The following is a 13,113-nucleotide window of genomic DNA, read 5'->3' as shown; positions in this document are numbered from 1 at the left end:
AAAGCCTGTTGAAAATAGTCATATCGTATGATGATTGGATTTCACCCGGATCTATCCGTGTGAAAGCTGCAGCGCTCAGTCGTGGTACATCACCGAGCGGCCACCATCGATGGTGATGCATGACGCGTTGATAAACGGTGCTTCATCACTGGCCAGTAACACCGCAGTCATCGCCACTTCCAGCGGCTGACCGATGCGTTTCGGCGGGTGCAGATCGAAGGCGCGCTGACGTTCGGCGTGCGGGTCGGCGAAACCGTTCCAGTAATCGACGTTCAACTGAGTTTCAATGTAGCCCGGCGCAATCGCGTTGACGCGAATGCCTTTCGCCGCGTATTCGATGCCGAGCGCGCGGGTCAGGCCGAGCAAACCGTGTTTGGCCACCGGGTACGGGAAGCAGCCGGGAATGATGTGGCTGGAATGGGTCGAGGCGATGTTGATGATGCTGCCGACGCCTTGCTCGATCATCTGCGGCAGCACCGCTTTGCAGCCGAACCAGGCGCCATCGAGGTCGATCGCAAAGCAGCGATGCCAGTCTTCGTCAGTCATTTCCAGCGGATCACGGAACACGTTGACCCCGGCGCAGTTGACCAGCACGTCGATACGACCGTGCAGTTCAACGGCGCGTTTGGCCATGGCGTGCAAATCGTGCTGACGCGAGACATCCGCCTTCAGCGCCTGCACGTCAAAGCCCTGCTCGCGCCAGTGCGCGGCGACCTTTTCGACTTTTTCAGCCTGGATATCGCTGATCACCAACTTCGCTTGCTGCGAGGCGAAGGCAGCAACGATGGCTTCGCCGATACCTTGCGCGGCACCGGTCAGCAGCACGACCTTGTTTTTCAGACGCTCGCCCTTCGGCGGTGCGGGCACCGGCGGCAGGGAAAGAGGTTCAGCCATGGATCAGAACTCCTGTTTCGCAGGCACAAAAAAACCGGCCATCTGATATGTCCGGTCTGGAAGGCGTTTTGAACGAAACAGGCAGGCGTCGCCGACGGCATCGAGCCGTTGCGAGACGCTGACTCCACTCGGGAGTGCGATAGACATTCGCTGCATCACTTCACCTGTTTTGTTCTTTTTAAGTGTGAGTGCGTGTTACTGCTGCAGCCGACTATAAACCCGACCGCCAAATAATCTCAATATATAATTTTGCATCCCATATTTTGGGATCATCCAGCAAAACGGGTGCAGAGTTTTCCGGGCACATCGACGCGCATCGACAGCACCGCGCCATCCAGCGGATGGTTGTGCGGACTCTTGGCACTGGTGATGTACAGGGTTTTCAAATCTTCACCGCCAAACACGCAACTGGTTGGCCGACTCACCGGCAGATCGATCCGCCGGTCGATATAGCCCTCCGGCGTCAGGCGCAACAGGCAACTGCCGTCCCAACGGGCATTCCACACGTAGCCTTCGGCGTCCATCGCCGAGCCGTCCGGGCCGCCCTGCTGATCGGGGCCGTACCAGATGTAAGCGGTGTCGAGGTTGCCGTCGGTGTGAATGAAATAGCGGTACAGCGTGCTGTCGAGGCTGTCGCCGAACAGCAGCGTGGTGCCGTCGTTGCTCCACAGCAGCGTGTTGGGAATGCCCAGACCGCGCAGCAACGGCGTGACGCGTTTATCCGGATCGACGCGAAACAGCCCACCGGAACGGCGGATGATCGGCAGATCCTCGCCCTGCTCGCCGATGTTGTTTTGCATGGTGCCGAGCCACAACCGGCCCTGAGCATCGCACCGTGCTTCGTTGGGACGATTGCCCGGTTGCGGGTCGGCGACGCAGAACAGCGTCAGGCGCGGTTCGAGGCCGGGGGAATCGAGATCGAGGCGATAGACGCCGCTGCTCAGGGTCACCAGGGCGTCGCCGCTGTTGCACGGGATGAATGCGGAAATGTGCTCGGGCATCTGCCAGATCTGCACGTTCTGGCCGATCAGGCGCAAAGCCTGTTTGCCGGCAATGTCGACCCAGTACAGCGCCTTGGTCGGCGCGTCCCAGAACGGGCCTTCACCGAGTTGGGCGCGGTGTTGGGTCAGGGCGGTCCACGGCATATAACGGTCTCCATTGTTCTTGTTTTTTACTGTAGGAGTGAGCCTGCTCGCGATCGCGGTGGATCAGTCGAAGCTGCTTTGCCTGATACGACGCAATCGCGAGCAAGCTCACTCCTACAGGGGAATTAGTTGTTAGCCGGCTTTTTTGTCGGCCATGACTTTTGGATAGAAGCGTTTTATCGCCAGGTCTGCATTGTCGATCAGGGTCATGCACGCCCACACGCCGCGCGCGGAATCGCGGGCGGCGATGGCATCGGCCATGTCTTTGTGGATCGGCAGTGTGCGGCGCAGTTCATCCGGATCGGCGGCAGAGACTTCGAACGACACCGCCAGCAACGCGCCGAGGGCCGGGACCATTTGTTCAATGAACTGGTTATGGCTGGCCGCGAGAATACATTCGTGGAAAGCCTGATCGGCGCGGTTGTAATCGATGCCGCTGTCCACCGCTCGTTCAAGGGCATTGAACGCCAGTTGCACGGCTTCGATCTGCTCCTGCGTTGCCCGCTCGCACGCCCAGCGCACCGCCATCGGTTCGATGGTGCGGCGCAAGTCGAGCAGGTCATCGACAAAGTTTTCCGGCAAACCGTTGCGCGACAACCAGCCGACGACTTGTGGATCAAACAGGTTCCAGCGCCGCACGGGCAATACGCGGGTGCCGACTTTCGGCCCGACTTCGAGCATGCCTTTGGCGACGAGGGTTTTGATCGCTTCGCGGATGACGGTGCGGCTGACCCCGAGTTGCTCGCCCAGATCGGCTTCGACCTTGATGGTCTGCCCCGGTTTGACCTGGCCAGCGGCGATCCAGCTGCCTAGCCAGTCAACGGTCGACGCATGAAAGCTGCTGGACATGAACACCTCAAAGCGGGACGCGATGGGTGATCAAGCTAATGATCATATGATTGGGTGTCAACGACAAAAAAAGATCGCAGCCTTCGGCAGCTCCTACAGGTGTACGCCATGTAGGAGCTGCCGAAGGCTGCGATCTTTTAAGGTTCGAGGCCGATGCGAAAGAACTCGCCGCCGCTCCATACGCCCAACCAACGTTGGCCATCGATCTCACGACTGACCGCCAGTTCCACCAGTTGGTAGAACACATTGCGGTGGATCAACGCTTCGAGGTTGGTGCGTACATGCACGTAAGGCGCAGGCTCTTGCGTTGCCGGATCAATCTCGACGCGAATCGGATGCTCAGGCCCGGCCTCAGCCGTTTCATCCACGTTGGTGGTAAAACGCAACAGTTGCGCCTCCCCCTCGCCTTCAACCTCGACAGCAATCGCCACAAACGGCGCATCGTCGACCTTGATCCCGACCTTCTCGACCGGGGTGATCAGGAAATAGTCATCGCCATCGCGGCGCATGATCGTCGAGAACAGCCTGACCATCGGCTTGCGCCCGATCGGCGTGCCCAGGTAATACCAGGTGCCGTCGCGGGCGATGCGCATGTCGATGTCGCCGCAAAAGTCCGGGTTCCACAAGTGCACCGGCGGCAGGCCTTTGGTTTTCGGGATCTGTCCCAACAGGTCATTGGCTTTTTGCGGGCCACTCATGGCGTTCTCCTTTGAATTATTGGTCGCCGACTCCCAGCAGGCTGCGCGCGTATTGCGCCAGCGGCGGGCCGATCAGGTCTTCGGGTTTGCTGTCGTGGAACGTCAGTAAACCGCCACGACTCTTGATGCGTGCAGTATCAATCAAATACTGGGTGCTGGTCTCGATCAACATGATCTGAATCACGCCGCCGTCGATGCCCAGGCGATCCACAGCTTCCTGATCGAGCCACTCATCGGAGTTGCCGATGCGGTCGTCAGCCTTGGCGAAACGGGTGTAGAGCAGATAGTGCGCGCCGGCGTCACGGGCTTCACCCATTGCCTGATCGAGGCCTTCCGGCGCGCGGGCACGGCGCACCATCGGGAAATATTCGACGAAGCCCTTGAAGGCTTCCTCAGCCACTACGTTGGGGCGCGGGTAAGAACCGCCCGGCGGCGCAAACGAACCTTGCGCGATGTAGATGAACGAGTCCGGCTGAATGCGGAAGTTGTTCACGCGGCGGCTGTCACTGTGATCCAGCAGCCCCGCATCGCTCATCTGATAGCGAGTGCCCTCGGCCATATCACTGACAGTCATACAGCCGCCAAGCGCCAAAACGGCCAGCAGCAAAACCAGGCTACGCATCCTATTCCTCCAGAGGCCGGTGACGGAAAACCGGCGAATGGCCGTTGGATGCAGCTTTTGCGCCAGCTCGGGATCTTGGTTGATTTATAGAACGCATTCGCGGGCAAGCCTTGCTCCTACAGGATCGCATAACTCTGTAGAAGCAAGGCTTGCCCGCGAATGGGGAGTATCAGCCGCCAATGATCTTCATGACGGTGGCGCCGCCGGAAAACGCCACTTCCTGCTTGTCCCCCAGCGCCTTGACCAGCAGACGCTGCAGCGCTGGCAGTGCCTGATGACGCGGCTTATCAAGCAGATCGCCGACGTAATGGCGGTTGCTCGACGACAGGCAGCCGTGCAGCCACCCGGTCGACGAGAGGCGCAAGCGCGAGCACGTCCGACAGAACGGCACGCTTTCGTTGGCGATCACGCCGAAATTGCCCAGGCCAGGAATCGCATAGCGCACGGCGGTCGCGTCGATCGGCGCGTCAGTCTGTGCGTACTCGTAGCGCTCGCCGATCAGGCTAAGCAATTGTTCAAGGCTGACGAACTGTTGCAGGAAAGCATTGGAGTCTTTGGCCAGGTGGCCCATGCGCATCAGCTCGATGAAGCGCAACTCGAAGCCGCGTTCAAGGCAGTAATCGAGCAACGGCATCACCTGATCGAGGTTCTGCCCGCGCAACGGCACCATGTTGACCTTGATCTTCATCCCCGCCGCAGCGGCTTGATCCATGCCATCGAGCACAGTGGCCAGGTCGCCGCCACGGGCGATGCTGCGGAACGCACCCGCGTCGAGGGTATCGAGGGACACATTGATGCGGCGCAGACCGGCATCGACCAGCAGCGGAAGTTTCTTCGCGAGGAGTTGACCGTTGGTGGTCAGGCTGATGTCTTCCAGGCCCATCTTGCCGACGGCGGTCATGAACGATTCAAGCTTCGGGCTGACCAGCGGCTCGCCGCCAGTGATGCGCAAGCGCTCGATGCCGGCGGCCTCGATCAGGTACTCGACGCCGCGTGCCATGGCCTCAGCCGACAGTTCATCCTGCGCAGCCACCAACCGCTTGCCGTTGGGCACGCAGTAGGTACACGCGTAATTGCAGGCTGAAGTCAGGCTGATGCGCAAATTGCGAAAACGCCTGCCTTGACGGTCAACGATCATGATCACTCCGGCGATAGAATTTCGAGCCGCTAAAACTTGACTCACAAATCAAGTTTTAGCAAGCCCTATGCCTGAGTATATTCCTGCGGTACTGCGTCATGTAGCGAAATCATGGCGCAATAAGGCAGCTGAATGGCTCAGCTGCTCGGCGTTTCCGGGTCGCGCTTGCGCTTGTTGCCCATGCGCACGCCGATGTCCATCAGAAACTGGAAGAAACCTTCCTGATCTTCCAGCACATTGCTCCAGAACGGCGAGTGATACAGCGCCACAGCGCCATGCACCAGCGCCCAGGATGCGCAGTAGTGGAAATACGGCGGCACGTCTTCGAGCTTGCCTTCGCTGATACGGCCCTTGATGAGCAGGGTCAGACGTTCGAAGTTCGAGGCACGAATCTTGTGCAACTCCTCGACCATCTCCGGCACTTGATTGCCCTTGACCACCTTCTCTTCGAGACGGTCGAACAGGCGATAGCGCTGTGGGTCACGCATGCGGAATTCGAAGTAGGCGCGGGACAGCGCTTCCTTGTCCTTGTCGACATCAGCCGAATGCAGCAGCTCGTTCAAATCGCGCTCGTAATCGAGCATCAGGCGCAGATAGATCTCAGCCTTGGATTTGAAATGCTTATAGATCGTGCCTTTGCCGATACCCACGGCATCAGCAATCATCTCGACGGTGACACTGTCTTCACCTTGGTCGAGGAACAGCTTGAGCGCGGTATCGAGAATTTCTTGCTCGCGGCGACGAAACTCACGGACCTTACGAGGTTCTTTGTGCATAAGAAAAGGTCTGAAGGGTCAAAATTCGAAGCCGCGTATTATGCCTAACTTGCGCAAAAATGCACGGATCATCCGACCATATCTGTGTTTCTTGTTCATTTTGAGAACGTTTTGGGCGCAATGAGAACTCAACTGAAGCAAACGTATTCCAAATTTGTTTAAAAACCCCGACCGGCTCACTGGACTGCACGCCAGACTGATCAATACTTCAACTGTCGGGCGACATCTCCCCCAAGTGCCGCGCCGATAAAGGTACCAACGGACCGCGTGCCTTTGTTTTACTCCTAATGGTCTTAACCCGGATTCACCCCCCAGAACCCGGGTTTTTTTTGCCCGCGATTTGACCTTTATCCCACATCACACCTGTAGGAGCTGCCGCAGGCTGCGATCTTTTGATCTGGCTTTTTTAAGATCAAAAGATCGCAGCCTGCGGCAGCTCCTACAGGGCAGAATTGACCGAAGCCAGAGGAAACAGACGCTTGAAGTTCTCGGTGGTCTGTTCGGCAAAGCGCTCGTAATTCTCACCGCGCAACATCGCCAGGAATTCCGCAACCTCACGCACATACTGCGGCAGGTTTGGCTTGCCGCGATACGGGATCGGCGCCAGATACGGCGAATCGGTTTCCACCAGCAGGCGGTCGGCCGGAACCTTGCTCGCGACATCGCGCAACGCATCGGCATTACGGAACGTGACGATCCCCGACAGGGAAATGTAATAACCCATGTCCAGCGCTGCTTTGGCCATGTCCCAGTCTTCGGTGAAGCAATGCAGCACACCGGCCTGCGGCAACGCCGCTTCGCGCAGCAGTTCAAGGGTGTCGGCCCGCGCGCCACGGGTGTGGATGATCACCGGTTTGCCAGTCTGCTGCGCCGCTTGCAGGTGCAGACGAAACGACTCCTGCTGCAATTCAGCGGCTTCCGGCTCGTAGTGATAGTCCAGACCGGTTTCGCCGATCGCCACTACTTTCGGGTGATTGAGTTCGTGCAGCAACCAATCCAGCGCCGGCGCCGCGCCCGGTTGTACATCCAGCGGGTGCACGCCAACCGAGCAATCAACGTCGTCGTACCGTTCAGCCAGGGCTTTGACGTCGGCGGCGTTGTCGGCACTGACGCCGATGCACAGAAAGTGCCCTACTCCGCGCTGCCGGGCTGCATCGAGTGCGGCATCCAGCGAGCCATCATGGGCGGCGAGGTCGAGGCGATCGAGGTGACAATGGGAATCTACGAGCATAAAAAGGACGGCTACTTACATCGTATGAGTGGGACGGTCGGACTTGAGGGCTCCGGCCAGATGGGTTTCGATGCGACTGCGCGCGGTGTTGTCGCCATCATTGAACTGCACGCCGACACCGGCGGCGCGATTGCCTTGCGCCCCTTTGGGCGTGATCCAGGTGACCTTGCCGGCCACCGGAATCTTTTCAGCTTCGTCCATCAGATTGAGCAGCATGAACACCTCGTCGCCCAACTTGTAGCTCTTGTTGGTCGGGATGAACAAGCCACCGTTCTTGATGAATGGCATGTAGGCGGCGTAAAGCACCGATTTGTCCTTGATGGTCAGGGACAAAATGCCGTTGCGCGGCCCTGGGCTGACGGGTTCATTCATGTTGACCTCCACTGCTGATGTTCAGAGTCTAGGTACACATTGTTATCTTTGGCCAGGCAATCCCGCCCATTGCACCAACAACGCTTCCAGCAACAGCGCCGGATTGAGGTTGGCCTTGCTCATGACTTTCTGCCGCTGGGCGAGAATCCAGTCCTGAATCTCGAGGACTTTGCCCTGCGCACTTTTCTGCGCCAGGTACTGCACGACTTTACGCATATCGGTAAGGCCGAGGCCTGCTTCATCCTGCGTCAATTGATAGCGCAGGATCAGGCTCGACCAATCACAGAACCAGTCGAACAGGCGCAGCATCGGAATGCTTTTCCATTCTTCAGCCAGTTGCGTCGGCGATTGCTGCTGCTTGAGCAACTTCTTCACGCCTTCGACCACTTGCGCGCGCTGTTCACGCACGCCCTGGGATTGCAGACTGACTGCCATCAACGGCGAACCGGCCGCCAGCGTCAGCAGTTCGACACGTTCTTCTTCAGAGCAATCCGGCAACGCCTGAGCCAGCCATTGCAGGCTCATCGCCTCGCCCGGCAGCGGACAAGCCTGCTGCACGCAACGGCTTTTGATCGTCGGCAGCAAACGGCTGGTCTGATGGCTGACCAACAGCAACACAGTATCGCCGGAAGGCTCTTCAAGGCTTTTCAGCAAGGCGTTGGCGGCGTTGATGTTCATCGCCTCGACCGGCTCGATCAGCACCACTTTGCGCCCACCCAGTTGCGCGGTCTGCACCACGAAACTGACCAGATCGCGCACTTGATCGACCTTGATGGCCTTATCGGCTTCTTCCGGTTCGAGGATGTAATTATCGGGATGACTACCGGCCCTGAGCAGCAGGCAGGATTTGCACTCGCCGCACGCTTCTGGCGTCGGACGCTGACACAGCAGACTCGCCATCAAGCGCTCGGCCAGCGCGCGCTTGCCGATCCCGGCGGGGCCATGCAGCAGATAGGCGTGCGCGTGCTGCTTGCGGCCGGCCAGTTGCTGCCAGAGGCTGTCCTGCCATGGATAGGCCTCAGCCACGGGCCAGCTCCAGCAAGTTCGGCATCAAGGTATCCAGCGATTGTTGAACTTTGGCTAACGGCTGACCGGCATCGATGCGCACATAGCGCGCAGGGTCGGCTTCAGCGCGCTTGAGAAACGCATTGCGCACCGCCTCGAAAAACGCCCGGCCTTCCAGCTCGAAACGATCCAGACGGCCACGAGCGCTGGCGCGAGCCAGGCCGATTTCCACCGGCAGATCGAAAATCAGCGTCAGGTCAGGACGCAGATCGCCCTGAACAAAGGTTTCCAGCGTGGCGATACGCTCCAGCGACAAACCGCGACCGCCACCCTGATAGGCATACGTCGAATCGGTGAAACGGTCGCACAGCACCACCGCGCCACGGGCCAGTGCCGGGCGGATGACTTCGGCCAGGTGCTGAGCACGCGCGGCAAACACCAGCAACAGCTCGGCGTCCGGGGTCATGACTTCGTCGGCCGGCGCCAGCAACACTTCGCGAATCCGCTCGGCCAGCGGCGTACCGCCGGGCTCACGGGTCAGCACCACCTCAATACCGGCGGCGCGCAGGCGCTCGGCGAGGTATTCGCGATTGGTGCTTTTGCCGGCACCTTCCGGGCCTTCCAGGGTAATAAACAAGCCAGTCACAGGCAGTCCTTAATCAAAGTCATTGCGCGTTTTGTGGAGCAGCGGCTTCCGGGGCCGGGGTCGGCGCAGGTTCCTCGGCGGGAACTTGCGGCAACGCCTCCGGCGCCGTATCGGGCGAAGCCGCAGGAATCGTTTCCTCGGCAGGCGCAGCGGCTTCAGGCGTCGCCGTCGGGGCCGGGCTCGAACGATAATCTGCGCGGCGCTTGAGCTGGAATTCACGCACCGCACTGTTGTGCGCATCAAGATCGTCGGAGAACACATGGCTGCCGTCGCCGCGTGCGACAAAGTACAGGCTGGAGCCTTCCACGGGGTTCAGCGCCGCGTGAATCGCTTCACGCCCGACCATCGCAATCGGGGTCGGCGGCAAGCCGGGAATCACGTAAGTGTTATACGCCGTCGGCTCTTTCAAATGCGCACGCGTGAGTTTGCCGGTGTAGCGATCGCCGAGGCCATAAATGACCGTCGGATCGGTCTGCAATTGCATCCCCAACGCCATCCGGCGCACGAACACGCCAGCGATCTGCCCGCGCTCCTGCGGCACGCCGGTTTCTTTCTCGACCAGCGAGGCCATGATCAACGCTTGATACGGCTCGCTGTACGGCGCATCGGCCGAACGTTTTTCCCATTCATTGGCCAACACTTCGTCGAGACGCTCGAAGGCTTTCTTCAGCAACTCGGCGTCGGACATGCCGCGCACGAAGCGGTAAGTGTCAGGGAAAAAGCGGCCTTCCGGGAACAGACCCTTATGACCGATCTTCGCCATGACGTCGCTGTCACTCAAACCATTGAGGGTCTGGGTGAGTTTTTCGTCTTTGGCCAATGCCGCGCGCACTTGATGGAAATTCCAGCCTTCGACCAGTGTCAGGCTGTATTGCACCACGTCGCCACGCTTCCACAAGTCGATCAGGCCGTTGACGGTCATGCCCGGCTGCATGCGGTATTCACCGCTGTGGATTGGTGTACCGGCGAGGTTGAAGCGCCAATAGACCCGCAACCAGAACGCGTCCTTGATGACGCCATCGGTTTCGAGTGTAAGGAAAGTACGGGTCGGGGTGGAGCCTTTCGGCACATCCAGCAGTTCTTCCTGCGTGATGTTCAGGGGCTGTTCCAGCGCGGAGTGAATCTTCCAGGCGCTGGCGCCCAACAGCAGCCCTGCCAGAACCAGTCCGGTTTCCAGCAGCAGCAAAAGTTTACGTCTCACGAATCAGGCATCCAGTAGGGCGCGGGCAATGGTTTGCAGTTTACGGGTGAGCGGGCCAACCGGCCAGCTCAGTGCAGCGTAGGCGCGTACCGGCCAGACGCCATAAACGCTGTTGCAGAGAAACACTTCGTCAGCCCATTGCAGCTGTTCGAGGCTGATGTCGGCGATTTGTGTGGGGATGGCCAAGGACTCGGCCTGAAACAATATTTCGGCGCGCATCACACCGGCGACGCCGCAGCGCTTCAAGTCCGGGGTGATCAACACACCGTCGCGCAGCAGAAACACATTGCTGAACACCCCTTCGATCACTCGACCGGCCTGATCGAGCATCAAGCCTTCGGCGTGCTCGCTGTCCTGCCATTCGGCACGGGCGAGAACCTGTTCAAGGCGATTGAGGTGTTTGAGCCCGGCAAGCAACGGCTGCGTAGCCAGACGCGTGCTGCACGGGAACAGGCGCACGCCGTGCTCGGCATGAGCAGCAGGATAAACAGCAGGAGGATTGCCTTGCAGGATGCGTCGGCCCGGCGCCGCCGGATCGGGCGCATAACCGCGCAAACCGTCACCACGGCTGAGGATGAGCTTGAGCACGCCCTCGCCCATCGCTGCCGCATAGCTCAGCAGCTCGTGGCGAATCAGCTCGATATCGGCCGCGATGGCCAGACGCGAACAGCCATCGGCCAATCGCGCCAGGTGCCGATCCAGCAGGATCGGCTGGCCACGATGCACAGCGATGGTCTCGAACAGACCATCGCCGTAAGCCAGGCCGCGATCTTTCAGCGACAGACTGTCAGCCGGTTGACCGTCGACCCAGCTGTCCATCAGCCTGCGAACCGACGGAACGCCAAGGTGCCGTTGGTGCCGCCAAAACCGAAGGAGTTGGACAGTACGACATCGATGTCCATGTTGCGCGCGGTGTGCGGCACGAAATCGAGATCGCAGCCTTCATCCGGCTCTTCAAGGTTGATGGTCGGCGGTGCCACCTGGCTGTTGATCGCCAGCACGCTGAAGATCGCTTCGACCGCGCCCGCTGCACCCAACAGGTGACCGGTCATCGACTTGGTCGAGCTGACCGCCAGTTTGTAGGCGTGCTCACCGAACACCGACTTGAGCGCATTGGCTTCGGCGAGGTCGCCGGCCGGGGTCGAGGTGCCGTGGGCGTTGATGTACTGCACTTGATCGACGTTGATCTTGGCATCGCGCAATGCATTGGTGATGCAGCGTGCGGCACCGGCGCCGTCGGCCGGTGGCGAGGTCATGTGGAACGCATCGCCGCTGGTACCGAAGCCGATCAGCTCAGCGTAGATGGTCGCGCCGCGTGCCTTGGCGTGTTCCAGCTCTTCGAGAACCAGTGCGCCGGCACCGTCGGACAGGACGAAACCGTCACGGCCCTTGTCCCACGGACGGCTGGCGCGGGTCGGCTCATCGTTGCGCGTCGACAGCGCACGGGACGCGCCGAAGCCGCCCATGCCCAGACCGCACGCAGCCATTTCGGCACCGCCGGCAATCATCACGTCGGCCTCGTCGTACATGATGTTGCGCGCCGCCATGCCAATGCAGTGCGTACCGGTGGTACACGCGGTGGCGATGGCGTAGTTAGGTCCCTGTGCACCCAGATGGATAGACAGAAAACCGGAAATCATATTGATGATCGAGCCAGGCACAAAGAACGGAGAAATCCGGCGCGGGCCAGTCTCGTGCAGGGTGCGGCTGGTTTCTTCGATGTTGGTCAGACCGCCAATGCCCGAACCCATGGCCACGCCAATGCGTTCACGGTTGGCGTCGGTAACTTCGAGCCCGGCATTGCGCACAGCTTGAAAGCCCGCGGCGAGACCGTACTGAATGAACAGGTCGAGCTTGCGCGCTTCCTTGACCGACAGGTATTCCTCGACATTGAAGCCCTTTACCGAGCCGCCAAAGCGGGTGGAATAGGCAGAAAGGTCGGTGTGTTCGATCAGACCAATGCCACTGCGGCCAGCCAGAATGCCCTGCCAACTGCTCGGCACATCCGTGCCCAGTGGCGACAACATACCCATACCGGTGACTACGACGCGTCTACGCGACACAGCACTCTCCTTTTTCAAATGACGACGACTTTGCATCAGGCCTAAAGAAAAAACCGCACGCCATGATGGCAGTGCGGTTTTTCCATGACAGCAAACAACGATTACAAACTATTACGCCTGGTGGCTAGTAACGTAGTCGATTGCAGCTTGTACAGTAGTGATCTTCTCAGCTTCTTCGTCAGGGATTTCGGTCTCGAATTCCTCTTCCAGAGCCATCACCAGCTCAACGGTGTCAAGGGAGTCGGCACCCAGGTCTTCAACGAAGGAAGCAGTGTTGACCACTTCTTCTTCTTTAACGCCCAGTTGCTCGGCAACGATTTTCTTGACGCGCTCTTCGATGGTGCTCATACCTTGTTTTCACTCCTAATGGACAAATTCAGGCAGCTGGCCAGTGGGTAAGTGTATAGAAAGACTTTTCAGCTTTTCAACTGAAAGCTTCACTCCTCAAACCCTGCGGCCCTCTGCCTATAAAT

Annotated in this window: 15 protein-coding genes; all 15 read right to left on the bottom strand. The window is 59.4% G+C overall.

The genetic code is table 11. The annotated features are described in order from the left end of the window. Positions 1-75: 75 nt before the first annotated feature. The 15 genes from ACZZ0B_RS04985 to acpP all read right to left on the bottom strand — a co-directional run bounded on the left by ACZZ0B_RS04985 (position 76) and on the right by acpP (position 12,988). A complete protein-coding gene (locus ACZZ0B_RS04985; protein ID WP_463544500.1) occupies positions 76-894 on the bottom strand; it encodes an SDR family oxidoreductase in 819 nt (272 codons plus the stop codon). Between the two features lie 269 nt (positions 895-1,163). After that, on the bottom strand, positions 1,164-2,039 hold the full coding sequence (locus tag ACZZ0B_RS04980) for an SMP-30/gluconolactonase/LRE family protein (protein WP_463544499.1): 876 nt from the start codon (positions 2,037-2,039) through the stop codon (positions 1,164-1,166). Between the two features lie 132 nt (positions 2,040-2,171). Continuing rightward, positions 2,172-2,888: a FadR/GntR family transcriptional regulator gene (locus ACZZ0B_RS04975; protein WP_008087251.1), complete on the bottom strand. Its 717-nt coding sequence runs from the start codon at positions 2,886-2,888 to the stop codon at positions 2,172-2,174. Between the two features lie 137 nt (positions 2,889-3,025). Beyond that, positions 3,026-3,586 (bottom strand): DUF1285 domain-containing protein, encoded by a 561-nt coding sequence (locus tag ACZZ0B_RS04970; protein WP_463544498.1) that lies wholly within the window; start codon positions 3,584-3,586, stop codon positions 3,026-3,028. 16 nt (positions 3,587-3,602) lie between these two features. After that, entirely contained in the window at positions 3,603-4,208 is a 606-nt protein-coding gene (locus ACZZ0B_RS04965) for a DUF4823 domain-containing protein (protein WP_158830369.1), read from the bottom strand. A 169-nt stretch (positions 4,209-4,377) separates the two neighbouring features. Further along, a complete protein-coding gene (locus ACZZ0B_RS04960; RefSeq protein ID WP_463544497.1) occupies positions 4,378-5,346 on the bottom strand; it encodes a GTP 3',8-cyclase MoaA in 969 nt (322 codons plus the stop codon). Between the two features lie 137 nt (positions 5,347-5,483). Beyond that, complete coding sequence (locus tag ACZZ0B_RS04955; protein ID WP_007908276.1) at positions 5,484-6,122, bottom strand: TetR/AcrR family transcriptional regulator; 639 nt, start codon at positions 6,120-6,122, stop codon at positions 5,484-5,486. Between the two features lie 439 nt (positions 6,123-6,561). After that, positions 6,562-7,353 (bottom strand): TatD family hydrolase, encoded by a 792-nt coding sequence (locus tag ACZZ0B_RS04950; protein ID WP_463544496.1) that lies wholly within the window; start codon positions 7,351-7,353, stop codon positions 6,562-6,564. A 15-nt stretch (positions 7,354-7,368) separates the two neighbouring features. Then, positions 7,369-7,725: a PilZ domain-containing protein gene (locus ACZZ0B_RS04945; protein ID WP_008086261.1), complete on the bottom strand. Its 357-nt coding sequence runs from the start codon at positions 7,723-7,725 to the stop codon at positions 7,369-7,371. 42 nt (positions 7,726-7,767) lie between these two features. Next, a complete protein-coding gene (locus ACZZ0B_RS04940; protein WP_008086262.1) occupies positions 7,768-8,751 on the bottom strand; it encodes a DNA polymerase III subunit delta' in 984 nt (327 codons plus the stop codon). Next, a complete protein-coding gene (tmk, locus tag ACZZ0B_RS04935; RefSeq protein ID WP_463544495.1) occupies positions 8,744-9,376 on the bottom strand; it encodes a dTMP kinase in 633 nt (210 codons plus the stop codon). The genes ACZZ0B_RS04940 and tmk overlap by 8 nt, the downstream gene beginning before the upstream one ends. Positions 9,377-9,395: 19 nt before the next feature. Next, a complete protein-coding gene (mltG, locus tag ACZZ0B_RS04930; protein ID WP_463544494.1) occupies positions 9,396-10,577 on the bottom strand; it encodes an endolytic transglycosylase MltG in 1,182 nt (393 codons plus the stop codon). 3 nt (positions 10,578-10,580) lie between these two features. Continuing rightward, on the bottom strand, positions 10,581-11,396 hold the full coding sequence (gene pabC / locus ACZZ0B_RS04925) for an aminodeoxychorismate lyase (RefSeq protein ID WP_463544493.1): 816 nt from the start codon (positions 11,394-11,396) through the stop codon (positions 10,581-10,583). Continuing rightward, positions 11,396-12,640 carry a beta-ketoacyl-ACP synthase II gene (fabF, locus tag ACZZ0B_RS04920; RefSeq protein WP_008086266.1) on the bottom strand — a complete coding sequence of 415 codons (1,245 nt, stop codon included), beginning with the start codon at positions 12,638-12,640 and terminating at the stop codon, positions 11,396-11,398. Before fabF ends, pabC begins: the two co-directional genes overlap by 1 nt. 111 nt (positions 12,641-12,751) lie before the next feature. Then, entirely contained in the window at positions 12,752-12,988 is a 237-nt protein-coding gene (acpP, locus tag ACZZ0B_RS04915; protein WP_003175607.1) for an acyl carrier protein, read from the bottom strand. Between the last annotated feature and the right edge of the window lie 125 nt (positions 12,989-13,113).

Source organism: Pseudomonas sp. AC247 (genome assembly GCF_979258015.1).
The sequence above is the reverse complement of the archived record's forward strand: the minus strand, read 5'-3'. Positions and strand labels throughout refer to the sequence as shown.